Here is a 26707-nt window from a genome sequence, read left to right as displayed (position 1 = left end):
TTATTAACAAAAATTTGATATAACTTTTTGAAAGTTTTCTTTTGAATACGATCCAGTAACAAAAGAGCTTCCTACACTATTTAAAAGCACAAGACGCAAACTACCATCAACTGCCTTTTTATCGACTGACATTGCCTGAATTAAGCTTTCACTCTTAACTTCCTTGCTTATGCTAATTGGTAAATTAGCCTTACTAAGAATACTCTGAATTCGCTCAAAGTCAGTTTGGGACAATTCTCCTTCGAACTGCGATAGCATTGAAGCCATACACATACCAATAGAAACAGCCTCCCCATGCAAGTAGACCCCATACCCAAAAGTATTCTCTATAGCATGCCCAAAAGTATGCCCAAAATTTAATAGCGCCCTCTTTCCATGCTCAAATTCATCCTGAGAAACGATGATCGACTTGTCTTTACACGAGCGATAAATTAAATCAATAATCAAACTATTATCACGCTTCATAATTGGATCAATATTGGCTTCAAGATGGGATAAAAAATCAATATTACCCAGTAATCCATATTTTATAACCTCAGCCATTCCTGCTGAGTATTCACGATCATTCAATGTACTTAGGGTGTCAACATCAATGATAACTGCTTGCGGCTGATAGAATGCACCAATCATATTTTTACCTAACTCATGATTAACACCCGTTTTACCGCCTACACTAGAATCTACTTGAGATAGAAGAGTCGTTGGAACCTGGATAAAATTAATACCACGCTGGTATGACGCTGCAGCAAAACCGGTTATATCACCAACCACACCGCCGCCAAGAGCTATCAAAGTGGCACTTCGATCAAATTTTTCTTGAAGAAGTGCATCAAATATAAGATTTGTAGTTTCAAGTGTTTTATATTGCTCGCCATCAGGCAATATAACGACCTTCACAGTAAAGTTATCTAATGACTTAGTCACTTTATCTAAATATAATGGGGCAACCGTGGAGTTAGACACAACCATAACTTGCTGACCGCTTATATGGTCTTCAAAAAAAGATTTTTGAGACAACAAGTCACATCCAATATAGATTGGATATGACTTATCCCCAAGCTCTACATTTAGAATTGTTTGATCATTTGTCATTAAGCAAATATCCTAGTTTCTCCGTCACCTGCAACATTTTCTATGCAGCGACTACAGAGGTCTTTATGCAATTTATTTTGACCTATTTCAGGCCTATGATGCCAACATCGAACGCATTTTTCATACTCACTTTTTCTAACTAAGATTGCCAGTGAGTTATCAATATTAATAGCATTTGCTGGCTTATCCTTCAGCTGATGAACTTTTGCATCTGAAGTAATAAACAAAAACCTTAATTCATCTTTTAGTTCTAACAGAGCCTGATAATTTTCATCTTCACAGTAAATATCGACCTCAGCATCTAGTGATGAACCAATAGTTTTAGCGCGCCTCATCTCTTCAAGTTCTTTTCTTAGATGGGCATTGATGTCTCTAGAAACATCAATTGAATGATTATTGAATTTAGCTTCCAGCCCTTCATACCAGGTCTGTAAAAAAATACTTTCGTTTGAAGCACCTGGTAAAAATTGCCATATCTCTTCGGCGGTAAACGTCAAGATAGGAGCCAACCAACGAACCATGGCATGGGAAATATGAAATAGTGCACTCTGAGCAGAGCGTCTCGCTAAAGAATCAGATTGAGTAGTATATTGTCTATCTTTAATAATATCTAAATAAAAACCGCCCAGATCATTTGTACAAAAATTTAATATTGCCTTCATTGCAAAGTGAAAATTGTACTCATCATATTCACTAATAACATTTTTTTGTAATTCAGCAGTCTTAGAGACAATCCACTTATCTAAAACGAGCATATGATCTGTCTCTACAAGATCTTTACTTGGATCAAAGCCTTCCATGTTTGCCAACATAAAGCGCATTGTATTTCGAATCCTGCGATAACTATCAGCACTTCTATTAAGAATCTCATCGGACACCGTCATTTCACCAGAATAATCAGTACTTCCAATCCAGAGTCTTAAAATATCTGCGCCAAGCGAGTTAACAACTTTTTGAGGGGGAACTACATTACCAACCGATTTACTCATTTTATGACCATTTTGATCCACAGTAAAGCCATGAGTAAGAACTTGCTTATAAGGCGCCCTGCCATTAATTGCACATGAAGTTAACAGAGATGATTGAAACCATCCTCGATGCTGATCTGAGCCCTCTAGATACATATCAGCGACATCACTTAAATGATCACTTGCCTTCAATACTGCATAATGACTTACGCCCGAGTCAAACCAAACATCCAATGTATCGGTAGTTTTTTCGTAATCAGGTGCTTCATCACCTAAAATATCTTCAACTTTAAGTTTAAACCAGGCCTCTATACCCTCAAGTTCAATTTTTTTAGCGACAATTTCAAATAGTGATTCTGTCTCAGGATGCAACTCTCCAGAATTTTTATTAACAAATAAAGTAATTGGAGTTCCCCAATACCTTTGGCGTGAAATGCACCAGTCAGGTCTATTTCCAACCATTAATTCAATGCGTTTCTGACCCCAGTCAGGGATCCATTTAACATTTAGAATCTCTTCATTAACTTTATCTCTTAATTTCTTTTGAGTCATTGAGACAAACCACTGAGGTGTCGCACGAAATATTACAGGCGTCTTATGTCTCCAGCAATGAGGATAAGAGTGCGTAATGGGCTCGTGTTTGACTAAAGTGCCTTTATTTTGAAGTAGGGTAATAATAGTGCTGTTAGCTTTAAAGATAAACTCTCCAGCAACACCATTAGTTGTCTCTATGAAAACGCCCCTTCCATCAACAGGGCACTCTACGGGTAAGTTATATTTAAGGCCGACTATGTAATCATCTTGGCCATGAGCAGGAGCCGTGTGAACTGCACCAGTACCAGCTTCTGTTGTTACATGTTCACCTAAGATAATTGGCACCTGCTTATCATAGAATGGGTGTTGAAGCATTATGCCTTCAAGGTCAGAGCCTTTATAAACTTTATCTATCTTATTCTTTAACTTTAGGTCAAACCTTTCAAGAGCAGACTCAAGTAAATCTTCAGCAAGAATAAAGTATTGCTCCCCGACATCAACTAAAACATAGTCCAACTCAGGATTAAGAGCAACCGCTTCATTTGCAGGTAACGTCCAGGGTGTTGTTGTCCAAATAACAATAGAAACAGGCTTATCTAGATCAAAAAAATCACCAATAATCTTAAAAGCCACATCTACTGTATCAGAACCTTTATCTTTATACTCAACCTCAGCCTCTGCAAGCGCTGAAGAGCATTCTGTGCACCAATGCACTGGCTTAAAACCCTTAGCAATGTGTCCATTTTTAACAATTTTCCCAAGCGAGCGTACAATATCAGCTTCATACTTAAAGTTCTTAGTTAGATATGGATTATCCCAGTCTCCAAGAATCCCTAAACGCTTAAAATCAACCTTTTGTTTTTCAATCTGTTGATCTGCATAAACCCTACATGCAGCTCGAAACTCATCAGCATTTATTTTATGACCAACCTTTCCCTTCTTTTTTTCCACCATGTGCTCAATAGGGAGTCCATGACAATCCCAACCTGGAACGTACGGAGCGTCAAAACCTGACAAGGTTTTGCTTTTGACAATAACATCTTTTAGCACTTTATTTACTGCGTGACCAATATGAATATCTCCATTCGCATAGGGAGGCCCATCATGAAGCACAAATAATGGCTTGCCTTTAAACTTGTGACGAATTTGTTGGTATAAATCCTGATCCTGCCATGTTTTTAGGAAACCACCTTCACGATTTGCTAAATTAGCTTTCATCGGAAAATCAGTTGCAGGTAAATTTAAGGTGTTTTTATAGTCAGACATTAAGGCGTTAATTTTTTCTATATAAAGACGCCATTATACTTGACACATATGGTTTAACAAGATTGATAATGCTTTTGAAAAGTAAATTAAAGCCTGTAAAAGAAGATTAAATTAACCTTTTAATTTAACAGCATTAAGTAACGCTTGAACTTGTTTAGGTTTAAGAAGTTCAGATTGATTTGCACGTAAGTTATCTGGCATCCGAATGTCACTAAATCTTGTTCTAATAAGCCTTGAAACTTTAAAATCTAGAGCCTCCCAAAGTCTCCTAACTTCTCTTTTTCTGCCTTCCCTTACAACAACGTGATACCATCGATTTGCACCATCGCCGCCGCCAAGAGTTACTTTATGAAATTTAGCAAACCCATCATCAAGCTCTATTCCACTAATTAATTGTTTTATATCCTCATCACTAACTCTTCCTAAGACGCGCACTGCATATTCTCTATCTATTTCAGAGCTCGGATGCATTAGCTTGTTTGCTAGATCTCCATTGTTAGTAAATAGTAACAACCCAGATGTATTAAGGTCTAGTCGACCCACCATAACCCAACGCGTATTTTCGGGCAAGAAGTCAAATACACTTTTACGGCCCTCTTCATCTTTATTTGAACAAATAACGCCTGCTTGCTTGTTGAGCATCAACACCTTAGTCTCTTCTTCTGAATAACGCTTTAGGTCTATCAACCTTCCATCAATTGTTACCTTGTCGGCGATTGTTGCCTTATCGCCAAGCGTCGCTTCTTTGTTATTGACAGAAATTCTTCCCTGCTCTATAAGCCTTTCCGCCCAGCGTCTTGATCCATAGCCAGCATTGGCAATAAGTTTTTGTAGTCTTTCTGACATTTAGTTTTATCTCTTTTTAGTAGGTTATACCCATCGCATCTCGAACCTCTTCCATTGTGCTTCGCGCAACTACCCTTGCACTCTCTGAGCCCTCAAAGATGATTTCTTGTATAAGGTTTGGATTGGATTGATACTTTGCTATATTCTCTTGGATAGGTTCTAACTCAGCATTAATTGCTTCTATAACAGGCATCTTACATTCAATGCAGCCTATTTTAGCTTTTGTGCATCCTTCATTTACCCACTTGAGAGTTTCTTCTGATGAATATATTTGATGTAACTGTGATACTGGGCATTTTTTTGGATCACCCGGGTCAGTTAATTTAACGCGAGCAGGGTCAGTGGGCATTCTATTAATTTTTTGCTTGACGGCTTCAGGCTTCTCTCTCAAGGAAATCATATTATTATAAGATTTTGACATTTTCTGTCCATCCAGGCCAGGCATTTTAGATGCTTTGGTTAAAAGAGCCTCAGGCTCAGTTAAAATTATCTTCCCTAAGCCTTCTGCATACCCTAAAAGCCTTTCTCTATCACCAAGAGTAATATTTTGCTGCTCACCAAGTAAAGCTTTTGCCTTAATTAAAGACTCATCATCACCCGTCTCTTGATAAGACTTTCTTAATGCTCTATAGAGTTTTGATTGTTTTTTACCCATCTTAGTCACAGCGGCTTCGGCTTTCTCTTCGAAATCAGCTTCGCGACCATAAATAAAATTAAAGCGTCTTGCAACTTCTCGGGTAAATTCAACGTGCGCGACCTGATCTTCACCAACTGGAACCAGGCCAGCTTTATAAATTAATATGTCAGCACTTTGTAATAGAGGATAGCCCAAAAAACCATAGGTCGATAGATCCTTAGTCTTAAGTTTTTCTTGCTGGTCTTTATAAGATGGCACTCTTTCTAACCAGCTAAGAGGGGTTGTCATCGAGAGCAGTAAATGAAGCTCTGCATGTTCTGGCACTTTAGATTGAACAAAAATTGTAGAAGTATTAGGATTAAGGCCAGTTGCCAGCCAGTCAACAACCATATCCGAAACATTTTCTTCTAAATTAATTCTGTCAGAATAGTGTGTTGTAAAGGCGTGCCAATCAGCAACAAAATAATAAGAGTCATACTCATTTTGAAGTTGGATCCAATTTTTTAGGACCCCATGATAGTGGCCAAGGTGTAATTGGCCTGTGGGCCGCATTCCAGATAATACTCGATGATCTTTCATAGTGCTTAATAGAAGGCTTAAATGTTAATGTCTCAATTATCCCATAGATTGGCTATAGCTTTCCAGGCCATCCAAAACCAAATTATCAAAGGATTTAACCGATACAGGAAGCTCTTTAATTATCTCTTTGACAATGCCGCCACAGATAGTTATAACGCCGCCTGGGTATTTTAATTCAAAATTATGTATTTGAGAATTAACTGCTGACACAAGCATTGCATGAGTTCCACTTTGCCACGCCCCCTCAGTACTATTTTTCAGCTCAGAAGTGTTTATCGATAAATCATTTGTTGAAAACTTAACAAAGCTTTCTCTTAGGGCCCGAATGCCAGGCATTATGAGTCCGCCTTGGTGCATTCCTTTAGCGTCAATAACGTCAAAGGTAACTGTGCTTCCAGCGTCAATTACTAGTAAAGGTGGATTTGGGAAGCGCTCAAGAGCCGCCAGCATAGCAAGAAAACGATCAACACCAAGCTTAGATGGATCATCATAGGACAAGGTTAATCTTCCATATTGCTTTAACGGCTCTACTAACTTAACGTTAGAAAATTGAGCCTTTATGGCTTGCACGATATTTGGATGCGCAACAGCACTCACCCAAACTGAATCCGCTTTGGGCAATAATTCTAATGAAAAAAGATCTACGGCCTCAGTAAAAACCTCAGAGTCACATGTACGCCACTTAACAGCAGAGTTACCTATATCAATAAAGAGGCTAGATTGGGACATCAAAGAGGGCTGCGTTGATCCATAAGTGCATGAAAATACTTGCCACATAGCCTAGAGCAATAGCCCATATCCATTTAAGGTGTGAGACGAACGTATAGTGTCCTTGTGATTGCCCCATCAACGCAACACCTGCCGCCGATCCGATAGAAAGCATACTTCCTCCAACGCCTGCAGTGAGTGTTACCAAGAGCCACTGACCCAGAGACATGTCGGGAGTCATCGTTAAGACTGCAAACATTACTGGAATGTTATCAACGATGGCAGAAAGGATGCCTACTAAAACATTTGCATAGGTAGCGCCCAACTGAACATACATCGCCTCAGAAACTAATGCTAGGTAACCCATAAAGCCTAAACCACCAACACTTACAATAACGCCAAAAAAGAAGAGTAGAGTATCCCACTCTGCCCTAGAGACCTTTCTAAATACATCAAACCTCTCTGAAATTGAGTCATTCGAGTTATGCCTAACCTTAATAAAGTAGCCCACTACCATAAGGTATCCAAGTCCTGTCATCATTCCCATCGCAGGTGGGAGATGCAGGAAGTTATGAAAACTTACCGCTGTTGCAATCGTCAACAAAAACATAAAGGTTATCACAATGCCGCCATCCTTAATAACAACCACTTCATCTACAACCTCTGGCTTCTCATTTTTAATTGCAAAGTGCATGATCGCAGCGGGTATAAGAAAATTAACCAGTGATGGAAAGAATAAGACAAAGAACTGCTGGAAGTCAACCAGACCCTTCTGCCAGACCATAAGCGTAGTAATATCTCCAAACGGACTAAACGCGCCGCCAGCATTAGCAGCAACAACGATATTCACAAACGCCACCGAAATAAACTTTGCATTCCCAGCACCAACTGCCAAGACCACTGCGCCCATGACAAGCGCTGTAGTAAGATTATCAGCAATAGGCGACATAAAGAACGCTATAAATCCTGTCAGCCAGAATAGCTGTCTATAACTGAATCCTTTTGATATAAGATATACCTTCAATTTCTCAAAAACGAGGCGCTCACGCATCGCCTCAATATAAGTCATTGCTACTAACAAAAATAAGAATAGCTCTGCATATTCTAAAAAATTATGCCTTAGAGCTGCCTCTGCTGCATGTGGTATATCTTTGGAGGCATACACCCAACCTATAATTCCCCATATTAATCCAGCAACCAAAATAACTGGCTTTGACTTACGAAAATGTGTGAACTCTTCAAGCATCACAAAGGCATAAGCAATAACAAATAGCGTTATGGCAAGATAGCCAGCCCAGTGACTCGTTAAGTCAAGATTTACAGCATCGGTTGAGGCGAGAGTTAAGCTTGGGGTTAAACCAAGCATTATTAGTAATATTTTATTCATTTTTTTATTCTTGTTAGTGTTAGACCTTGTTCATTATTAAGGGTTATTTTTGCATCTTTAAGCTCAACATCTAGAGTAGCCAAACAGTAAAAATTCGAATTATATTTTATCCTAAATATTACTATTCCGCTAGATTTATAACGTGCACCTCTAGCTTGGGCAGACTTTGAAGAAGGGCAATAAAGTAAATCACCAATATTAATTTCTAAGCTTGACTGAAAAGCAAACAGGCGACGTTTGGCAGAGCCCAGATAGTGAAGCCTTGCAACCACTTCCTGGCCTGGATAGCAACCCTTTGAGAAATTAACACCAAATTCGTTAATATCCAAATTAAGCATTTGTGGCACCAGTTTTTCACTAGTCAATAGATAGATTTCAGGAAGCAGTGAGTCAATACAAGCCTTATGCCAAATATCAATTGACTCAGCATCAATTACTGCAGCTACATTATTGTCTTTCTTGAGTAGGACTGACAACTGATCTTTAATATTAAATGCATTTTCATTAGTTTCATTAATTAAGCCAATCTGACAGAATTCATTTGATACATCTTGAATTACAACATCAGACATGATTACAAACATTTGAAGTCGAGAATGTATTTTTTCAACAAGATCGATTGGAAAGGAAAGAAGAAGACTTCCTTCATAGCGCATCACCCAAAAAAGTGCGATAATTTTTCCTTGGTGCTGACAATAGGCATTTAACTGGGCCGAAGAATTATCAAGCTTACTAATATCATTACTAAGCTGGTTTTGCAAAAATAATTCAGAATCACTTCCTGAAATTTTTAACAGTGCTCGATCATTTAAAGTTACTTGCATTATTTTTTATTTTTTTGAATGTTTACATGCATTTTAATCACTTTTCATTAATTTTAATTTTCATTGAGTATAAAAAAACCCAGAGCAAGCCCTGGGTTTTGTGACACTAACTTATTCCTAAGTCAACTACTACATCTAAACAAATTTAGAATGCAACAGAAGCCTTAAGTGTAAGTGAACTATCAAGAGTATCATATGTAGCTGCTAATGCCGCGCCTGAAGTTAGGTCACGTGAGATAGCGATTGTAGTAAACGCGTCTCTAATATCAGTAGCATTTGTGTTAGCAATTGTTGCAGCTGAAGCGCCTGAACCAGCGTTTGCAGTTGCAGTTGCAGCAGCACGCTCAGCAGTGTGAGATACAGTTACAATGTTACCTGTTACACCGAATGCTGCAGAGATAGACTTATCACTATTTAAAGTGATAGCTGCTCCAGCAACAGTTGTTCCAATGCTCCAAGTAGAGCTTCCACCGTCATTAGTCAAACTAACATCCATTCCCGCGATTGAAGCTGAACCAACAGTTTTGTCAGCGCCATCCTTAACAGTATGAGCAAGAGTAACACCAGACCATGTACCACTAACTGTTACATCACCTGAATCATCAAGGCCGATTGTAGCATCGCCGATAGGAGCATCTAGACTTACAGTAATGCTTCTGTCAACTGTAGCGTCAGCAATTACACCACCGTCATCGTTACCATTAGGCATACCAGTACGTGCGATATCATCAACAGCGTCAGAGTTATCTTCGTTATAGAAGTCTACAGCAACCGACAAAGGTCCGATTGTAGTAGTCATTGAACCAATATTAAGTGTAGGATTTGTTCCATCAACGTCCCAACCTAAGTTTACTGTAGTACTACCAGTAGTTCCAGTCAAAGTGATGTCAGCATCATAAGTAGTTGTTGAAGCTCCATCCATATTTACAGCGCCGCCAGCTGATCCGTTGTCATCGTATGATACTGACGCTGAACCACCCATTTCAACAGCTGCAATCGCTGAAGTCGACGCAATGGTCGATACAGCAAATAGTGCGATTAGTTTTTTCATTTTATTCTCCATTTAGAATATATTAATTGCTAAGGACTTCCTTAGCAGCCTTTTGCTACTCTTACGAATAACAATACATCAATAATAATCACTTCTTATGTCATTGTCAACAACTTTTTGTAAAAATAATACATTTAGTTGTTTTTTTTCAACAATTCATATATTTTTCTGAATTAACGTTTGTAGAATAGGCAACTCCTGCTTTATTTCATTGCATGTATTAATTCATTAATTGTTAATATTTTATTCTTTTCATTTAATTTGGAATTTTTTTGTTGCTTTTGTGCATTTTTGTTGTTTTTTTACTTATTAAAATAAAAAACCGGGCGAACCCGGTTTTAAAGTTTGACTTAATCTTAGTTATTTAAAACAAATACCCACCATGACCAGCACCAATCATACACAGAAGCATTGGAACCGAAAGCACTACATTAGTACGTGAAGCCATAGCTGCAGTGAACTTTGCCTTAGCAATTTCCTCAGCACTAGCCTCAACCATACCAAGGATTTTTTTCTGATTTGGCCAAATAAGGACCCACACGTTAAATAGCATAATAGTTCCTAACCAAGATCCTAAGCCAATCATTTCAGCGCCAGGCTTTAAAAGAAATGCGTTAGTGAAACCATAGCCCAATGAAAGTGCCCATGCCCCTGTTAGCCATGTCACTGCTGCTGACATACGGAACCATAATAAGGCTTTTGGAGCAATATATTTACCAATTGCAGCTGGCCCAGGACCGCCTTCATCAGCTAGCGCTTCAGCCATTGCGGGAACCTGAACAAAATTAAAGTAATACAAAAGCCCAACCCAAGTAACACCTGCAAGTGCGTGAAGCCATACACTAAGGTTACGTTGAATTAAAGATGAGCCTTCAGGTGACAAATAAAATGCAACAAGAATTGCCAAAACAAAGCCTGATGCAATAGTGCCTTTAACAGAGGTTAATGGATTCATAAAAATAACTTCCTTTAGTTATAAAATCATTATTATAAATTGTTCATAATTAGGGAAATGTATTTTTGTAATTTATATTTGTAATTATAATATGATTGATTTAATTTTAAATAAAAATTTAGGAAATCAATATGTTTAATAACTTTAAAAGACTTCTACCATTAATCCTATTATTTAGTTTCTTTTCGTTGGCTCCAGCATATGCTGCTGAACCTCCGAGCGAGATTGAGTATCAAGGCGCAAAGCTCACTCTTAATGGTAAAGGAGTCAGGATAAAGTTTTTCATGAAGGTTTATGAAGGTAGCCTTTATCTAGAGTCTTCTAGTAGCAATGCTGAAGAAATAATTAAAAGTGACGCGCCAATGTCCATCCGTATCGATGTTTTGTCCTCTTTAGTAACCCCTGAAGCAATGAGAACAGCTTTAAATGAAGGGTTAGAAAAATCAACTGGAAAAAATACATCCCCAATTATGAAAGAGATCAGTCAACTAAATGCCTCATTTAATAGTGACGTTGGTTCTGGTGATTTTTATGAATTCATTTATCTCCCAGATTTAGGAGTTGACGTCCTTAAAAACTCCAAATACATTGACACAATTGTTGGAATAGAATTTAAAAAGGCTTTTTTTGGAATTTTCTTATCTAGTAGTCCAATTCAAAAAAGTTTGAAAAAAGCCATGCTAGGAGGTTAATTTTCATGATAGTCCATACCGCTTCGTTTAAAGACTGGCAAAGCTACCTCAAAATACTTGACCCTGTTCATCGCCAATAACAGAAAAATGCCTGAACTTCCTGAGGTTGAGACTACCCGACGAGGCCTAGAGCCTTTAATTGTTGAAAGAAAAATTTTATCTGTTCACATCTATAAAAAACAGCTTCGGTGGGAAATACCTTTTCATCTTATTAAAACTATAAAAAATCAAATCATTAAAAAAATATCAAGACGTGGCAAATACTTATTGGTAGACTTTGAAGTTGGACAGTTAGTAATGCATCTGGGAATGTCTGGTTCTATTAGTGTAGTGCCCTCAAGTGAGCCATTAAAAAAGCATCACCACTTTGAACTAAAATTCGACAACTCTTTTAGTATGCGCTTTCATGACCCGCGTCGTTTTGGCTCAATCCTTTGGCAAAAAAATAATGAACAACTGAAACTGTTAAACAATCTTGGTCCAGAGCCTTTGAGCTATGAGTTTGATGACTACTCACTATATAATTTATCAATCGGTAAAACAAAAAATATAAAGTCTTTTATTATGGATAGTAATATTGTCGTTGGTGTTGGTAATATTTATGCATCTGAAAGTTTATTTTTGGCAGGAATTTCTCCAAAAAGAGTTTCTGGAAAAACATCAAGGGATAGATACAAAAAACTTACTCAATGCATAAAAAAAATATTATCGGATGCCATTAATAATGGAGGCACCACTCTAAATGATTTTTCAAATGTTGATGGTGAACCTGGTTATTTTTCTCAAATCTTATCTGTCTATGGCCGTAATGATATGCCTTGTAATAGATGTGATGGTAAAATTAAAAAAATAATACAAAATCAAAGAGCCACATATTATTGCCCTCAATGTCAGCATTAGACAACCCCAAGGCTTTATTTCAAAGCACTTGCTCAACTAATTCAGAGCCATATGCGCTTCAAAACATTGGTAATATGATGTCGCCTGAATTCAGTGAAAATTCCATTATCATTGTTGATCCTGGAATGCCAATTCATAATAAAGCTTATGTCATTATTGATTTTAATGATGAGCTATACTTTCGTCAGTTCGTTATCGAAAATAATAAGCAGCTATTGAGATGCCTTAACTCTTCATACGACGATATAGAGCTAAATAATGATTTTGAAGTTCGTGGATGTATCACTCAGCAAAAACAACGCAAGCAGAAATCACTGCACTATTACTTACTTGATAAAGACAATGGAGAAATGAAATTTAGTGTTAAAGGTAAAGAGAAATAAGCAAGCCTTTCATAATAGCCTTACTATGGCTCTCTAATACTTATCTAGCTCGTAAATGGCGTAGAGTTGTTTTGATACTCTATTGTATTTGGTATAAGTACTATCAATTGCTTTTTAAAGCCAAAACTTTGCCTTAATATTTTTTTAATAATCAAAAAAATACATTCCTGAGTGATATACTCAATTTTTATGTGAATTAATTTTTTGAACTTAAATAAATGAATGAACAATTTAGAGTTGCTCAAAAAATTGGCCTCATGTTTCGTCCAGGTACTAAGCTACCCAAAGACATAAAAAATTGGGCAATCTCTCAATTACATGCCGATTCTCTAGCACTTGGAATTAGCCGCAAGACTGGAAAAGTTGAGCCTTGGCCTCAGTCCATGCAGCCTGATCTTGAAGAGCGCGCTAGGCTTTTTAGGTTATACAAAGAAAACAGGAAAAAAGAGGAGGAAAGAAAAGATGGCCAAGAGCTTGAGTCAGCAAAGCGAGCGAATCGAGAAGACAACCGCATGGAAAAGAAAGATGAGATGAAATTTGCCCATCGAAACGTCTATGGCAAAGACCAAATCAGGATGCGTTTGATGTCGTTTTGGGCTAACCATTTCACAATTAGCAACAGTAATGGTGCTTGGCAAGTGGTTGGACATGCAATGGAGGAGGCGATTTTAGCCAACTTGAATGGTTCGTTTTCCAACATGTTATACAAAGTAACCACTCACCCTGGGATGTTGGCTTATCTGGACAATATCTGGAGCTCTGGAGAGGACTCAAAGTATAACATTTCGTGCAAACAAAAAGTAGATTGCCAGTCAGGCTTAAACGACAATCTGGGAAGAGAGTTGTTGGAGCTTCATACCGTCTCACAAAAGGCAGGTTATAGCGAAAATGACATAAGACAGACGGCGAAAACTTTGGCAGGATGGGGAGCATATCTTGGCGATAGTGAAGAAAAATTAAAGAAAAAAGGAGGTACTACAGATCACTGGGATATGTATAAAACTCAATACGCCGAGCCTGGTAACAAAAAAATACTGGGTAAGGAAATCGGTGCAGGCAAGGGTGGACTTCGACAATTGACTAATTACCTTGCTTCAAACGAATACACGATAATGCATCTTTCAGAAAAACTCTGTCAACACTTTGTAAGCGAAAATCCTCAGAAAAAAGACATTGACTTCATTGCCAATTCATGGAGACGTGGTAAAGGCGACCTAGACCAGATACATTCTGCTGTCATTGATCGTGCTATTAATTCTAAAGATGATAAATTTCAGTGGCCTATGATGTGGCTTTTTCAGGTTCTAAGGCTTAGTGATGCAACTTTCTTCAAGGGTTGGCAAAATATATATAACTACGATAATGATTTAATGGATGTTGAAGATATATTTGAGGAATTAGGCCAGAATTTTTGGAGTAATAATCAGCCTGATGGCTATTCGAGTAAAAAGGAGGAATGGTCTTCAGTTGAAATGTTTGAGCGTCGTATAAGGTTTGCTGACGCTATATATAAAGTTGGAAAACCTAAAACTTCGCCAGAAGAAATAATGGACAGGATCGGGGCAAATATGACCACACGTAATTTAGTCGAGAGTGTAGGAAGTGATAAAGGAAGTCGCTTTGTTGCCTTGATGTGCAGTCCTGAATTGATGGGGTTAAAAAGTGTCTAAATATAAAATGTCAAGAAGAGACTTTCTAAAATTTTCTGGAGCTTCGTTGTTTCTCGCAGGCGTTCCTATTTCCGGATACACGAAAGACAAGCCACCTGGAAATATTTCGGTTATCCTTTTGGAAGGTGCAATGGATGGTCTTACTGCTGTTCCACCTTATGGAGATCCAAACCTCATAACAATGAGACAAAAAATAACACCAAAAAATTTTACGAAAATCAACTCATTCTTTGGCCTTCACCCATCACTTCCCAACTTTTCAAGATTAATAGCAAAAAATAATGCCTCGGTTGTCCATGCAACCTCCTTTCCTTATGTCAGAAGGTCGCACTTTGAAGGACAAAACTTAGTGCAAGGCGGTGGACTCAGCCCGTTTGCTGAAAAAACAGGCTGGCTGGGTAGGTCGCTTGATTTAGCACAGGTCCCAGGAAAAGCTTTTTCACTTGACATGCCTTTAATTCTAAGAGGAAATATAGATATCGATAATTTCTACCCTGCAAAAATTAGAAACTCAACTCTAAATAGTGATTTAATTAATCTAATCTCAATGTCTCATAGTAAAGATGAAGCTCAAATTTTTTCCAAGCTGAGTAAAAAAAATACAAAAGCGTCACTAGTTCCAAGACATCCCGTTAGGTTGGCTGAATATGCTGGCAAAGAGATGTCCAAAGAAAATGGTCCTGTCGCTTCTGTTATTCGCGTAGGCAGTTTTGACACACACGCCAATCAAGTCTCAAATGATGGCAATGATAGGAATGATAATCATGCCAGGCAACTGGAGGTACTCGACGACGTCATTGCTGGCTATCGTGAAGGTCTTGGAGATGCTTGGGATAGAAGCATAATACTAACTTTGACAGAGTTTGGCAGAACTGTGGCTGTCAACGGTGCAATGGGAACTGACCACGGTTACGGAAGTGTTGGCCTTCTAGCAGGTGGAACTATTTCAAAAAGCCGCATCATAACACAATGGCCAGGGCTAAGTAAAAAAGAACAATTTGATGGTAGAGATTTGATGGCTACATTAGATTACCGTTCAGTTTGTGCTGCATGCATTGAGAGATCATTAGGGCTCGAACACGACAAAATAGCGAGTGAGATTTTTTTCACTCCTAAGTTACCTCGTGTCTATGACTATATTTTTTCGTAAAAGCTTTTTAGCTCTTTGAATGAACTAGGCGCAATTCATATTTAATACCTTATGAAACGCAGCATATTAGATATTGTCGATTATCTTTTTCTTCATTTTTTCAAACTGTTCTTCACTAATAATCCCTGAATCTAATAATGCCTTTGCTTCTTTAATCTTTGCAATATAGTCATCTTCCCCCAAATCTGATGTTGTTTCAGACGAAACTTTGGCTTTTGGAGATACTATCGGTACTTCTGCTGCACCCCCACCCCCCCCACATTTGTATACAAAATAAAAACCATCATCAGAAACACTCTTTGTTGGTTCACCACCATCAGGACAACTTTTAGTCGGAGCAGGTTCATTTGATAATTCTTTAGAAGAATCATCAGCCGGATAAGAAGTACCACTATAACTTATAGTCGAAAAGAAGGATAGAGTTAAAAGGAGAAGTAGACTTTTCATAAAATCACCAAATTTCAAATTTATTTAAATCAGAATACCATGATTATCTATGAATTATTAGAAATATTGCAAGTTGAACTATTATCCAAACCCCCTCCGATGTTATTATTAATAGTTAGCCGAGCTCAATTAGCCTCTCCTCCGGGTATCAAAGTCTGCATATATATGCCTTCCCAATAACAATGAGCCTCCCACTACCGGCATCGAAGTTTGTATATCAACTTGAGCTCTTAAAGCTACTCCATCCATATTAAATGAGCCATCCTTCCAGAGTACTTACCATCTCTTCGGTATGAAAAAAAATGATCTGACTCTTTATAAGTACACCTATCACCTCCACTAATTGAACTAATTCCAAAGCCTTTTAGTACCACTCTTGCTGCATAATATAAATCAAGATAATATTTATTATTTAAATAAGTAAAGCAATTTTCAAAATTTTTATTTTTAGAAAGATATTGAGATTTAATCTCACCTCCTACTTCAAAAGATAATTGAGAAATTGCCGGCCCTAAGTGAACTATTAAGTCTTCTCCTTTACAATTCAAAGATTCAATTAAAGATTCTATGACTCCGTCAACTAAACCTCTCCAGCCAGCATGAGCAATTCCAACAACGGTTCCCTCTTTATTACAAGCAAAAATTGGTAAGCAGTCAGCTGTAAGAACTCCACAAACAGTCCCAATTTTTTTGCTATAACTTGCATCAGCATTCACTATTGATGATATTGCATCAGCATCAACAGTTATTTTAGAGTGCGTTTGATTAATCCATGCTGGCGCAGAAGGTAAATTATAGTGCCTTAACAATAAGTCACGATTTGCCAATACTGAGTTCTGATCATCATCAACATGAAGAGCCAAATTAAAGTTATCAAAGTTACCTTTGCTTCTCCCACCCTCTAAAAGCCTTGGTGTTGAAAGTAACTTAATGTTATTTGGAAAAAAAATCATAATTTTAATTAGTCAAAATTATCAGGAATCACACTTTTTTAATACTTCCAATAACCCTGCCATATCATCTGGTAGGTGTATCTTCCATGACATTGATTCTCCTGAAATAGGATGAATTAGAGTTAATTTTTTTGAGTGAAGTGCCTGCCTTTTAAAATTAAGTAGAGCATCCTTTAGCTCCTCACTTGCTTTTTTTGGAAAACGAACTCTGCCACCATACATTGGATCTCCAATCAAAGAATGACCAACATAAGACAAATGAACGCGTATTTGATGAGTCCGACCAGTTTCTAAAATTGCCTTCACATGAGTATGGCTTTTAAACCGATCAATTGCTCTATAGTGAGTCCTAGCTTCTCTTCCACTTGTTAAAACGGCTTGTTTAACCCTGTCTCTTGGATCTCGTCCTATAGGTTCATCAACTGTTCCACCTGCAATCATATGTCCGTAAACTATTGCAGAATATTCTCTTTCAACTAGGTGAGATTGTAGCTGTTCAACTAAATATTTTTGTGATTTTTCATTTCTTGCAATAACCATTAAACCTGAAGTATTTTTATCTAATCGATGAACAATACCAGCCCTATCAAGCTTTGATAAATCTGAATCATAATAGAGTAGAGCATTTGCTAAAGTACCAGTCCAATTTCCTGCCCCTGGATGAGTAACAAGACCGGATTGCTTATTTATTACAATAATATCTTCATCTTCATAAACAACATTTAATGGAATCTTCTCAGCAATCCAGTCATTAGTTTGCTTCTGATTAAAGGTTAAATAAACAATTTCATTGCCACAAGATTTGTCTTTTGGCTTAAAAAATTTTTGATTAATTAAAGCATCTCCAGATTTAATCCATGCAGAAATTTTTGAGCGCGAATGATCAGGCAGCATTTCAGATAATGAGGCATCTAATCTATTTCCTGACATTCTCTCTGGAATGATAATTGTGAGAGTTTTCATAAAAATATTTTAACTATCCTTTTATTATTTTTAACTAATCGAACTTTCTAATGAATGAAAAATGAAAAATATTGCTCATCAAAAGCCAAGTCCCTTTATTAGCGGCTCAAGATGAGCTGAATATTGCTTCCAAACCTCAGAACTTCCTTGATACATCTTTTTTCTAACTTGCATTAAACTGGCGGTGTGAACGGCACGTTCATTGGTATGAAAATTTAAGCAGTCTTGATCCCACTCTAGTTCACAATATTCCAATAATTTTTGGGTCTCTTCTTCTTGGCTGGTGGTCAAGTCCTCATAACCTAGATCATATATTTGATTTGGATATATCTCATGCCAAAATTCCATAAGTTCTAAATATAATCGATAATATTTAGCTATATCTTCTAGGCTATATGCCCACCCAGTTCCTTCAGAGCTAAAATAATGTTTATAAATAGACCAACATGTTGCCATAGAATCTCTTTTAACATGGATAATCTTGGCTTCAGGAAAGGCTGACAATATAAATCCAATATATCGGAAATTCAAAGGCAATTTATCGGTAATAATTTTTTTAGTGGTATTAAATCTAGAAAGAACATCTAAATACTTTTGACGTGAAGAGCTTATGGTTTTTTTAGATAAACTTGCCTTATCAGTAGTTAATTCATCTTGAAGAATTGAATTAATAATATGAGAGAAATCTTCCAACTCACCACCGCCATATACTTGATGATGGTTAGAGATAATTTGTTCAACTAAAGATGTGCCAGATCTTGGCATTCCAACAATAAAAATAGGCCTTATTGTTGAAGGTTTTTCAATTATGGAAAGAGTTGTGCTGAATAGATTTTTAATAACAGAGCAGCGTTTCTCAAATTTATCAAAAGAGAAATTTAGCTGCTCTTTTCGTAATCGATTACCTTCATTCAAGCATTCAAATAACTGGTCTTCCCTTCCTAAATCTTCATTTACTTTAGCTAAAGCAAAGCTTAAGTGCATTCTGTTTGAGTTGTTCAGAGATGTATTAGAAAAAAGTGATTTCATTTGAGTAATGTGTACATCATTTTCTGAATATTTTTTTAGAATACTTAAATTACGGTGGGCTTCAGCATATTCAGGCTTGTGAGCTATTGCACTTTCAAAACTTTTAACTGCAGAATCTACTTCCCCTCTAATTTGAAATAAATTTCCAAGATTACTATGAGCTTGTGCATATTCTGGCTTAATTGCTATTGCTTGCTTAAAGTTATTAAAGGAAAGATCAAGCTTACCTTGCTTCTGAAGGGTAGCACCAAGATTATTATAGGCCTCTGCAAAATCATATTTATAAGCCAGTGCCCACTCAAAATGTTCAACCGCAAAATCTAACTGGCTCATTTCTAAATATATAATTCCAAGGTTATTATGGGCACTAGGGTAATTTGGAGTAAGTGATATTACATTCTTATAAGCCTTTACTGCACTGTCTAATTTATTTAGCCGTTGGTATATGAGTCCAAGGTTGAAATGCGCCTCAGTATAGTCAGATTTAATTTTTATGGCGTTCAAAAAGGCCTGTGAAGCCTCCTGAAGCTGGCCGATTGATTGATAACACACACCTAAGATGTTAAAAAGTAATGGCACATTAGGAAAGTCTTTATCTAAGGCTTTGATTTTATCTATTGCTTCTTGTATCTGTCCATTATTATAAAGTGTTGTAACTAATGTAATTTGTTCTTGTGTTAATACAGCCATAGTTATCTTGATGCTCTGAAAGAGCTAAGTCCTTTAATTAATATTTTTAAATATGCTTCATGTTCTTTCCAAGCCTCAGAACTTCCTTGGTAAATCTTTTTTCTAACTTGTATTGAACTGGCAGTTTGAACGGCGCGTTCATTGGTATGAAAATTTAAGCAGTTTTCATCCCACTCTAACTCGCAATATTCCAATAACTTCTGAGTCTCTTCTTCTTGGTTGATGGTCAAATCTTCATAACCTACATCATGAATTTGATTTGGATATGACTCATGCCAAAAGTCCATGAGTTCTGAATATAACTCATAATATTTAGCTATATCTTCCTGGTTATAAGCATAGCCATTTCCATTACTAGTAAAACTATGTCTATAAATAGACCAGCAAGTAGCAACAGCGTCTCTTTTAACATGAATAATCTTGGCTTCAGGAAAGGCTGACAATATAAATCCAATATATCGGAAATTCAAAGGCAATTTATCTGTAATAATTTTTTTAGAGGTATTTAATCTAGAAAGTGAATCTAAATAATTTTGGCGTATAGAAAGCAAAGCATTCTCAGAAAAACCATCCTTATCTGATTGCTCTTTTAATTCTTTAAACATGATATTATTTAAAAAATCTAATTCACCTGCACCGAAAACCTCATTATGGCTAGCAATAATTTGCTCAATTAAAGATGTGCCAGATCTTGGCATTCCAACAATAAAAATGGGCCTTATCGTTGAAGTCCAGTAAGAAGACTTTTCAACAATAGAAGGAAGGGACTTAAATTTCTTTTTTATTTTCGAAAATAATTGCTGATCATTATCAAAAGAGTAGTTCAAATCTATTTTTCGCAATCGATTGCCTTCATTTAAGAATTTAAATTGTTCATCTTGATTTTTAAGGCCTTCATTTGCATTAGCTAATGCAAAATTTAAGTTTATAGAGTCTAATTTACTCAAATCACTTTTAGCTAAAAGTTTTTGCATATGAAGTAAATGTATATCATTTTTTTTAAATTTCTGAATATTACTTAAATCCTTATAAACATCTATATAGTCTGGCCTAATATTAATTGCCTTTTTATAACTCTCAATAGCTTTATTTTTTAGCCCTAAATCTTTAAAAACTAGACCAAGACTATAATAGGCCTCAGCAAAATCTGGCTTAATAGCTATTGCCTTTTCAAAATGCTTAATAGCAGTCTTATGGTCAATATCACTAAAAAGAGTCCCCAGATTAAACTCTGTTCCTGCAAATTTACCTGGCTTATATGAAACTGCCCATTGATAACTCTCAATCGCAGCTTTAAAATTACCAAGTTTTTTGAAAATATTTCCAAGATTATTATGGGCATCGGGATAATTTGGAATTAGAGCTATAGCAGTTTTATAAGGTTTAACTGCAGCTTTTAGCTCTCCATTTGCAGCAAGAGTAACACCAAGATTGTAATAAGCTTCAGCATAGTCGGGTTTGATAGTTATTGCAGTCTCAAGCATTTTAGCAGCAGCTGCAAGCTGGCCAAGTGACTTATAACAAACGCCTAAAATATTAAAAAGTAATGGCACATTAGGAAAGTCATTATTTAAGGATTTAATTTTATCTATTGCATCCTGAATATTTCCGCTTGAGTATAGAGCAATAACAGAGTTAACTTGCTCCTGGGATAACTCAAGCTGATTATTGACATTTTTATCTTCCTTTAAAGCCTCAAGCCCCTTAATTGCTTGAAGGTTTTGAGGATTATCTTTAAGGATAGATAGATAAAGGTTTTTTGCTCTTTTTAAATTACCATTATTGGAAAATCTTTCCGCTTGAGCTAAAAGTTTTTTCTGATCAATTTTCATTTAATTCATCCTTAATAATTAAATCCTTTCTCTCAAGAAATTTGAGAATCCTGGATACCGAATAATCTAATGTCTCTTTATCAGTATTAATTATTAATTCTGGATTTTCTGGGACTTCATAAGGAGAGTCAATACCTGTATAGTTTTTTATTTCCCCTGCCCTTGCAAGCTTATATAGCCCCTTAACATCTCTTTTCTCACAAGTTTCTATACTAGCTTTACAGAAAATCTCTATAAAGTGATCATTAGAAATTAAGTTTCTAGCTTCATTCCGATCTTTTTTAAATGGACTAATAAAGGCAGTCATTACAATTAAACCAGCTTCAATCATCAGTTTACTAACTTCACTAATTCGGCGAATATTTTCAGCTCTATCAGTCTTACTAAAATCAAGATTGGAATTTAAACCATAACGAACATTATCTCCATCTAGCACAAATGTTCTGCAGCCTCTTTGAAATAATTTTTCCTCCAATGCATGGGCCAAAGTAGATTTACCAGAGCCAGAAAGCCCAGTAAACCAAAGTACTATTGAAGGATGATTATTTAAATTATTTCGCCTTTCACGAGTTACTGAGGCTTTATGATAGGTTATATTTAAGCTCTTCATTTTGAAATACTAGATTAAAAGTATTAGGTTAAATAAAGATATTATATAGTCCAACCAGATAAATATATTTAGATATCTAATGACCTTTTAAGAGTGCTGCCACTGTAGAACCCATATCAGAGGGAGTAGGAGCAACCATGATTCCAGCATCTTTAAGAATAACTACCTTTTCTGCAGCACTTTCACCACTTGAGCTAACTATGGCACCTGCATGGCCCATTGTTCGTCCAGCAGGAGCTGTTAGCCCAGCAATATATGCTGCCATTGGCTTATTCATATGTTTTTCAAAATATTCAGCTACTTCTGCCTCTTGGGGACCACCGATTTCCCCAATGATCATTACAGCTTCCGTTTCATCATCATTTTCAAAATGTTTCAAAATCTCTAAGAAAGAACTTCCATTAATTGGATCACCACCTATTCCAACACTGGTGCTAATACCAATACCTAAATCTTTCATTTGAGATGCGGCCTCGTAGCCTAAAGTTCCCGATCTTCCAATCAAGCCAACGCTGCCTTGTTTATAAATATGCCCAGGCATAATGCCTAATAACGATTTTCCTGGGCTAATCGTGCCAGCACAATTAGGCCCAGTTAAAATCATGCGTTTTTCTTGGGGAGCGCTATTAATATAGCGCTTCACTCTAATCATATCATGTGTTGGTATTCCATCAGTAATGCTAACGCAAAATCTTATGTTTGATTCTGCTGCTTCCATAATTCCATCCGCAGCATAGGCTGGTGGTACAAAAACAATACTAGCTTCTGCGCCCGTAGCTTCAACAGCCTCTTCAACTGTATTAAACACAGGCTTTCCTAAATGGATTGTTCCACCTTTACCTGGAGTAACACCTGCAACAATATTTGTGCCATAGTCAATCATCTCTTGAGTATGAAAAGAGCCAATGCGGCCAGTTATACCTTGAACTAAAACTGGGGTTTTTTCATCAATAAAAATACTCATAATTAACTCTTACTCTCTTTTGCTTGCTTCCATGCAGACACAACTTTGAGTGCTGCATCAGATAAGGTATCTGCTGTTATAACTTTTTTTCCACTATCTTTTAATATTTTCTGTCCCTTTTCTACATTAGTTCCAGATAAGCGAACAACTAAAGGAATATCAATATCTCGCTTATTTAGTAAATCCACAATGCCTTGGGCAACCCAATCACATCGATTTATTCCAGCAAAAATATTAATCAGAATAGCTTCTACAGATTCATCAGATAATACTAATTCAATCGATGTAGCAACCCTTTCAGCAGATGCGCCGCCACCAATATCTAAAAAATTTGCAGGCTCTCCACCCGCATGTTGAATCATATCCATTGTCGCCATAGCAAGACCTGCACCATTAATCAGGCATCCAATATTTCCATCTAGGCCAACATAACTTAAATCATGTTCAGCAGCATTAGTTTCACGAGGATCCTCTTGCGTCTTATCACGAAATTCTAAAATTTCTGGCCTACGATAAAGTGCATTCTCATCAAATGTCATCTTCGCATCAATAGCCATAACTTTATTATCAGTTGTCAATATTAATGGATTAATTTCCAATAAATTTGCATCAGTATCGCGAAATGCACGATAGCATTTCATTACCGCTCGACTTGCAGCACCAACAACTTCATTAGGTAAATCTAATGTAAAAGCTAACTGACGAGCCTGAAAAGGCTGCATCCCAACAGCAGGATCAATCATAATTTTTGAAATTTTTTCTGGCGCTTCTTCCGCAACTTTTTCAATGTCCATACCGCCTTCTGTGGAGGCGACTAAGGTGACTTTTTGAGTAGCCCTATCAAGAACAATACTAAAATAAAGCTCTTTAGCAATATCACTCGCTTCTTCAACATAGATGCTTGAAACCATCTTTCCCTCAGGGCCAGTCTGGTGAGTTACAAGCTTGTTGCCAAGATGGTTATGACAAAAATCAGCAATTTCTTGATGACTGTTACATAGCTTTACGCCGCCAGCTTTTCCACGAGCACCTGAATGAAGCTGAGCTTTAACAATCCATTTACTTCCACCCAGCTCACTTGCTTGGTAAATTGCCTCAGTCGCAGAGTGAGCAATACCACCCTTTGGTATTGGAACTCCATATTTGGCTAATAGCTTCTTAGCTTGATACTCATGAATATTCATAATTACGCGATAACTTTCCCATTTATTGCATTATCTGTATTGACAATATTTTCAGCCATCTTTGCAGAAGCAGCATCAATCATTCGTCCGTTTAATTGAGCCGCTCCACGCCCCTCCATAGCTGCTTCATCTAATGCAATAAGAATTTGTTTAGCATGCAAAACTTCTGATTCTGGTGGCGTATAAATCTCATTAGCCAACTCAATTTGTGAAGGGTGAATTGCCCACTTTCCCTCAAAACCAAGAGCAGCCCCTCTTCTTGCAGCATCTTTATAAGACTCAGGATCATTAAAATCCCCAAAAGGACCATCAATTGGTCGGATTCCATAGGCTCTACAGGCCACTAACATTTGAGATAGGCCAGCATGCCATTGGTCACCTGGGTAATTAGGATTTAAACCACCTATAACCGTTGTGCGCGCTCGACAACTTGCAGCGTAGTCTGCAACCCCAAAGTGCATCGCCTCGAGTCGCTCTTCGCGGCCACATTTAGCAATATCCATAACATTAGCCATACCTAAAGTAGTTTCAATCAGCACTTCAATTCCAATTCGATGTTTAAAGCCCTTAGAAGTCTCAATTTGATTAAGCATTGCTGACAACATATAAACATCTGAAGCTGTGCCTGCCTTAGGTAGCAAAATAGTATCAAGATGCTGGCCTGCTTGCTCAACCACCTCAACTACATCACGATACATATAGTGCGTATCGATACTATTGATTCGAACAGAAATAGTCTTACCATTACCTTGCCAATCTAAATCTTGCAGTGCATCAATAACATTTTTTCGTGCCTTCACTTTATCATCTGGCGCTACAGCATCTTCTAAATCTAAAAATACAAAATCTGCCCCACTTTTTAGAGCTTTTTCAAACATATTAGGACTGGATCCTGGAACTGCTAATTCACTTCGCTGAAGCCTCTGCTTGACTGGTTCATAAATAATATGGCTCATAATATTTCCTTATATATAGTTTTTTAAAGCACTTCTAAAATAACAGTATCTTTCAAATTAACACAAAATTATCAATTTAAATTTGATGAAGTAGGTACATTAAATAACCACTATAGCAATAAAAAAACTTAGTGAGTTGAGTAATAATCACAGGAGATATAGGTCAAATCAACTCTTATAATATTGATCAATATAAATTTTCAAAACTAAGGTTTAAAACTGAAAAAACTTGAAGTACTAATTAAAATTTTAACCAAGAAAAATTATTGCTATAATAAAATACGCATATCTATTGAGCCCCAAATAAAGAGGCTAAAGCAACTTAATAAGAATGAATCATAGTTTAAATATCAAGTCAATGAAGCTCTACAATAACGTAGAGAGGATATTTAACGAGCTCAGAGAAATAGGCAAATCAACATCTGACAATCTAATGGTTAAAGATTTATCTAAGTTTGACCAGTTTCACTATCATGGAACAGATGCAATTGATATATCTATAAAAAAACTTGGCATAAATGACAAGTCTAAAATATTAGATATTGGCTCAGGTATTGGCGGTCCAGCAAGATATATAGCCAATAAAACAGGAGCAAAAATTACTGCAATTGAGCTTCAATCGGATCAAAATCAGTTAGCTAATAGTCTAACTAAAAAATGTGGATTATCAAATAAAGTGAATCATATTTGTGGGGATATTCTTGATTATGATTTTAAAAACGAAAAGTTTGATGCTGTTGTTAGCTGGCTTACTTTATATCACATACCCAATCATGAAATTTTATTAAAAAAGTTGTATAACTTACTTAATCCGCATGGCTTTTTTTATACAGAAGACATAACGAGTCGAATAGAATTAAGTGATGATGAGGTTAAAGAAATAGAAAAAGAAATTTATGGAAAACATCTCCCTTATTTTAACAAATATATTTCAAATCTAGAGAAAAGTGGTTTTCAATTAATCTATAGTGAAGATATGTCTAGCTCATGGACAGAGTTTACAAAAGATAGAGTAATACAATTCAATAGTGAAAAAGAAAGAAACATAAGAGTTCATGGAAAAGAGGTTGTTGATAGCTTAAATTCATTCTACAATTTTGTTGGCAAATATTATTCAAATGGAAGGTTAGGTGGAATAAGGTGTCTTGCCAAAAAAAAAGACTTGAGTACATCAAGCTCTAACTCTAACTCTAAACTAATTTAAGGTGGCGTCCCGTAGGAGATTTGAACTACCTGTTTCCAGGATGAAATCCTGGCGTCCTGGGCCACTAGACGAACGGGACAAAGGGTTTTAGATGATATTACATTAAAAAATTTGATTAAAATTGCCTTTTTTAATTAAAAAAAATGGCATCGCGTAGGGGAATCGAACCCCTCTTGCCAGGATGAAAACCTGGAGTCCTAACCGATAGACGAACGCGACATTAAAACTATTTT

General features: G+C 36.6%; 24 protein-coding genes and 2 tRNA genes. 6 read left to right on the top strand and 20 right to left on the bottom strand.

From position 1 onward, the window contains the following. Nucleotides 1-3: 3 nt before the first annotated feature. The 9 genes from aroB to ABXT51_RS02625 all read right to left on the bottom strand — a co-directional run bounded on the left by aroB (nt 4) and on the right by ABXT51_RS02625 (nt 10847). Complete coding sequence (gene aroB / locus ABXT51_RS02665; protein WP_416696028.1) at nt 4-1092, bottom strand: 3-dehydroquinate synthase; 1089 nt, start codon at nt 1090-1092, stop codon at nt 4-6. Further along, complete coding sequence (gene ileS, locus ABXT51_RS02660) at nt 1092-3860, bottom strand: isoleucine--tRNA ligase (protein ID WP_416696027.1); 2769 nt, start codon at nt 3858-3860, stop codon at nt 1092-1094. Before ileS ends, aroB begins: the two co-directional genes overlap by 1 nt. A gap of 111 nt (nt 3861-3971) precedes the next feature. Beyond that, nucleotides 3972-4706, bottom strand: a complete 735-nt coding sequence (locus ABXT51_RS02655; RefSeq protein WP_271537910.1) for a pseudouridine synthase — start codon at nt 4704-4706, stop codon at nt 3972-3974. A gap of 16 nt (nt 4707-4722) precedes the next feature. Further along, nucleotides 4723-5922: a tryptophan--tRNA ligase gene (locus tag ABXT51_RS02650; RefSeq protein WP_416696026.1), complete on the bottom strand. Its 1200-nt coding sequence runs from the start codon at nt 5920-5922 to the stop codon at nt 4723-4725. A gap of 36 nt (nt 5923-5958) precedes the next feature. Beyond that, the gene (locus ABXT51_RS02645) at nt 5959-6699 is read right to left on the bottom strand and encodes a type III pantothenate kinase (protein ID WP_416696025.1); all 741 of its coding nucleotides are present in this window, start codon (nt 6697-6699) and stop codon (nt 5959-5961) included. Beyond that, nucleotides 6638-8017, bottom strand: coding sequence for a sodium:proton antiporter NhaD (gene nhaD, locus ABXT51_RS02640; protein WP_416696024.1), 1380 nt, complete (start codon nt 8015-8017; stop codon nt 6638-6640). The genes ABXT51_RS02645 and nhaD overlap by 62 nt, the downstream gene beginning before the upstream one ends. Next, nucleotides 8014-8841: a YgfZ/GcvT domain-containing protein gene (locus tag ABXT51_RS02635; RefSeq protein ID WP_416696023.1), complete on the bottom strand. Its 828-nt coding sequence runs from the start codon at nt 8839-8841 to the stop codon at nt 8014-8016. Before ABXT51_RS02635 ends, nhaD begins: the two co-directional genes overlap by 4 nt. Before the next feature lie 145 nt (nt 8842-8986). Further along, nucleotides 8987-9892 carry a hypothetical protein gene (locus tag ABXT51_RS02630; RefSeq protein ID WP_416696022.1) on the bottom strand — a complete coding sequence of 302 codons (906 nt, stop codon included), beginning with the start codon at nt 9890-9892 and terminating at the stop codon, nt 8987-8989. A 364-nt stretch (nt 9893-10256) separates the two neighbouring features. Then, nucleotides 10257-10847, bottom strand: coding sequence for a urate hydroxylase PuuD (locus tag ABXT51_RS02625; protein ID WP_416696021.1), 591 nt, complete (start codon nt 10845-10847; stop codon nt 10257-10259). Between the two features lie 131 nt (nt 10848-10978). On the opposite strand from ABXT51_RS02625, the gene ABXT51_RS02620 reads away from it, so the two are divergent. From ABXT51_RS02620 to ABXT51_RS02600, 5 genes are all read left to right on the top strand, one after another. Beyond that, nucleotides 10979-11539 carry a chalcone isomerase family protein gene (locus tag ABXT51_RS02620; protein ID WP_416696020.1) on the top strand — a complete coding sequence of 187 codons (561 nt, stop codon included), beginning with the start codon at nt 10979-10981 and terminating at the stop codon, nt 11537-11539. An 87-nt stretch (nt 11540-11626) separates the two neighbouring features. Continuing rightward, nucleotides 11627-12439 (top strand): bifunctional DNA-formamidopyrimidine glycosylase/DNA-(apurinic or apyrimidinic site) lyase, encoded by an 813-nt coding sequence (mutM, locus tag ABXT51_RS02615; protein ID WP_416696019.1) that lies wholly within the window; start codon nt 11627-11629, stop codon nt 12437-12439. Continuing rightward, nucleotides 12427-12822, top strand: coding sequence for a S24 family peptidase (locus ABXT51_RS02610; protein WP_416696018.1), 396 nt, complete (start codon nt 12427-12429; stop codon nt 12820-12822). Before mutM ends, ABXT51_RS02610 begins: the two co-directional genes overlap by 13 nt. A 218-nt stretch (nt 12823-13040) precedes the next feature. Further along, nucleotides 13041-14492 carry a DUF1800 family protein gene (locus ABXT51_RS02605; protein ID WP_416696017.1) on the top strand — a complete coding sequence of 484 codons (1452 nt, stop codon included), beginning with the start codon at nt 13041-13043 and terminating at the stop codon, nt 14490-14492. Next, nucleotides 14485-15642, top strand: a complete 1158-nt coding sequence (locus tag ABXT51_RS02600) for a DUF1501 domain-containing protein (RefSeq protein WP_416696016.1) — start codon at nt 14485-14487, stop codon at nt 15640-15642. The genes ABXT51_RS02605 and ABXT51_RS02600 overlap by 8 nt, the downstream gene beginning before the upstream one ends. Before the next feature lie 66 nt (nt 15643-15708). Here the strand turns inward: ABXT51_RS02600 and ABXT51_RS02595 are convergent, their stop codons facing one another. From ABXT51_RS02595 to ABXT51_RS02555, 9 genes are all read right to left on the bottom strand, one after another. Further along, nucleotides 15709-16089, bottom strand: coding sequence for an SHOCT domain-containing protein (locus ABXT51_RS02595; RefSeq protein WP_416696015.1), 381 nt, complete (start codon nt 16087-16089; stop codon nt 15709-15711). 236 nt (nt 16090-16325) lie between these two features. Then, on the bottom strand, nt 16326-17042 hold the full coding sequence (gene pgeF / locus ABXT51_RS02590) for a peptidoglycan editing factor PgeF (protein WP_416696014.1): 717 nt from the start codon (nt 17040-17042) through the stop codon (nt 16326-16328). Between the two features lie 21 nt (nt 17043-17063). Then, the gene (gene rluD / locus ABXT51_RS02585; protein ID WP_416696013.1) at nt 17064-18005 is read right to left on the bottom strand and encodes a 23S rRNA pseudouridine(1911/1915/1917) synthase RluD; all 942 of its coding nucleotides are present in this window, start codon (nt 18003-18005) and stop codon (nt 17064-17066) included. Between the two features lie 78 nt (nt 18006-18083). Further along, a complete protein-coding gene (locus ABXT51_RS02580; protein WP_416696012.1) occupies nt 18084-19724 on the bottom strand; it encodes a tetratricopeptide repeat-containing sulfotransferase family protein in 1641 nt (546 codons plus the stop codon). A 2-nt stretch (nt 19725-19726) separates the two neighbouring features. After that, on the bottom strand, nt 19727-21556 hold the full coding sequence (locus ABXT51_RS02575; protein ID WP_416696011.1) for a sulfotransferase: 1830 nt from the start codon (nt 21554-21556) through the stop codon (nt 19727-19729). Beyond that, nucleotides 21546-22166, bottom strand: a complete 621-nt coding sequence (gene cysC / locus ABXT51_RS02570; protein WP_416696010.1) for an adenylyl-sulfate kinase — start codon at nt 22164-22166, stop codon at nt 21546-21548. Before cysC ends, ABXT51_RS02575 begins: the two co-directional genes overlap by 11 nt. A gap of 76 nt (nt 22167-22242) precedes the next feature. Then, on the bottom strand, nt 22243-23130 hold the full coding sequence (gene sucD / locus ABXT51_RS02565; protein ID WP_416696009.1) for a succinate--CoA ligase subunit alpha: 888 nt from the start codon (nt 23128-23130) through the stop codon (nt 22243-22245). Between the two features lie 2 nt (nt 23131-23132). Further along, the gene (locus ABXT51_RS02560) at nt 23133-24314 is read right to left on the bottom strand and encodes a malate--CoA ligase subunit beta (RefSeq protein ID WP_416696008.1); all 1182 of its coding nucleotides are present in this window, start codon (nt 24312-24314) and stop codon (nt 23133-23135) included. 2 nt (nt 24315-24316) lie between these two features. Next, a complete protein-coding gene (locus ABXT51_RS02555) occupies nt 24317-25270 on the bottom strand; it encodes an HpcH/HpaI aldolase/citrate lyase family protein (protein WP_416696007.1) in 954 nt (317 codons plus the stop codon). A 331-nt stretch (nt 25271-25601) separates the two neighbouring features. Here ABXT51_RS02555 and ABXT51_RS02550 point away from each other — a divergent pair, with 331 nt between their 5' ends. After that, nucleotides 25602-26474, top strand: coding sequence for a class I SAM-dependent methyltransferase (locus ABXT51_RS02550; RefSeq protein WP_416696006.1), 873 nt, complete (start codon nt 25602-25604; stop codon nt 26472-26474). Between the two features lie 2 nt (nt 26475-26476). Here ABXT51_RS02550 and ABXT51_RS02545 read toward each other — a convergent pair. Further along, nucleotides 26477-26553, bottom strand: a tRNA-Glu gene (locus ABXT51_RS02545). A 65-nt stretch (nt 26554-26618) separates the two neighbouring features. Continuing rightward, nucleotides 26619-26693 (bottom strand) — tRNA-Glu (locus ABXT51_RS02540). Nucleotides 26694-26707 lie beyond the last annotated feature (14 nt).

Origin of the sequence: Candidatus Pseudothioglobus sp. Uisw_050_01 (assembly GCF_048085775.1) — a bacterium.
Taxonomy (GTDB): Bacteria; Pseudomonadota; Gammaproteobacteria; order PS1; family Pseudothioglobaceae; genus Pseudothioglobus.
The sequence above is the reverse complement of the archived record's forward strand: the minus strand, read 5'-3'. Positions and strand labels throughout refer to the sequence as shown.

Coding starts and splice junctions, on each gene's coding strand:
- aroB (WP_416696028.1), bottom strand. CDS start 1,092: ATGACAAATGATCAAACAATTCTAAATGTAGAGCTTGGGGATAAGTCA.
- ileS (WP_416696027.1), bottom strand. CDS start 3,860: ATGTCTGACTATAAAAACACCTTAAATTTACCTGCAACTGATTTTCCG.
- ABXT51_RS02655 (WP_271537910.1), bottom strand. CDS start 4,706: ATGTCAGAAAGACTACAAAAACTTATTGCCAATGCTGGCTATGGATCA.
- ABXT51_RS02650 (WP_416696026.1), bottom strand. CDS start 5,922: ATGAAAGATCATCGAGTATTATCTGGAATGCGGCCCACAGGCCAATTA.
- ABXT51_RS02645 (WP_416696025.1), bottom strand. CDS start 6,699: ATGTGGCAAGTATTTTCATGCACTTATGGATCAACGCAGCCCTCTTTG.
- nhaD (WP_416696024.1), bottom strand. CDS start 8,017: ATGAATAAAATATTACTAATAATGCTTGGTTTAACCCCAAGCTTAACT.
- ABXT51_RS02635 (WP_416696023.1), bottom strand. CDS start 8,841: ATGCAAGTAACTTTAAATGATCGAGCACTGTTAAAAATTTCAGGAAGT.
- ABXT51_RS02630 (WP_416696022.1), bottom strand. CDS start 9,892: ATGAAAAAACTAATCGCACTATTTGCTGTATCGACCATTGCGTCGACT.
- ABXT51_RS02625 (WP_416696021.1), bottom strand. CDS start 10,847: ATGAATCCATTAACCTCTGTTAAAGGCACTATTGCATCAGGCTTTGTT.
- ABXT51_RS02620 (WP_416696020.1), top strand. CDS start 10,979: ATGTTTAATAACTTTAAAAGACTTCTACCATTAATCCTATTATTTAGT.
- mutM (WP_416696019.1), top strand. CDS start 11,627: ATGCCTGAACTTCCTGAGGTTGAGACTACCCGACGAGGCCTAGAGCCT.
- ABXT51_RS02610 (WP_416696018.1), top strand. CDS start 12,427: ATGTCAGCATTAGACAACCCCAAGGCTTTATTTCAAAGCACTTGCTCA.
- ABXT51_RS02605 (WP_416696017.1), top strand. CDS start 13,041: ATGAATGAACAATTTAGAGTTGCTCAAAAAATTGGCCTCATGTTTCGT.
- ABXT51_RS02595 (WP_416696015.1), bottom strand. CDS start 16,089: ATGAAAAGTCTACTTCTCCTTTTAACTCTATCCTTCTTTTCGACTATA.
- pgeF (WP_416696014.1), bottom strand. CDS start 17,042: ATGATTTTTTTTCCAAATAACATTAAGTTACTTTCAACACCAAGGCTT.
- rluD (WP_416696013.1), bottom strand. CDS start 18,005: ATGAAAACTCTCACAATTATCATTCCAGAGAGAATGTCAGGAAATAGA.
- ABXT51_RS02580 (WP_416696012.1), bottom strand. CDS start 19,724: ATGGCTGTATTAACACAAGAACAAATTACATTAGTTACAACACTTTAT.
- ABXT51_RS02575 (WP_416696011.1), bottom strand. CDS start 21,556: ATGAAAATTGATCAGAAAAAACTTTTAGCTCAAGCGGAAAGATTTTCC.
- cysC (WP_416696010.1), bottom strand. CDS start 22,166: ATGAAGAGCTTAAATATAACCTATCATAAAGCCTCAGTAACTCGTGAA.
- sucD (WP_416696009.1), bottom strand. CDS start 23,130: ATGAGTATTTTTATTGATGAAAAAACCCCAGTTTTAGTTCAAGGTATA.
- ABXT51_RS02560 (WP_416696008.1), bottom strand. CDS start 24,314: ATGAATATTCATGAGTATCAAGCTAAGAAGCTATTAGCCAAATATGGA.
- ABXT51_RS02555 (WP_416696007.1), bottom strand. CDS start 25,270: ATGAGCCATATTATTTATGAACCAGTCAAGCAGAGGCTTCAGCGAAGT.
- ABXT51_RS02550 (WP_416696006.1), top strand. CDS start 25,602: ATGAATCATAGTTTAAATATCAAGTCAATGAAGCTCTACAATAACGTA.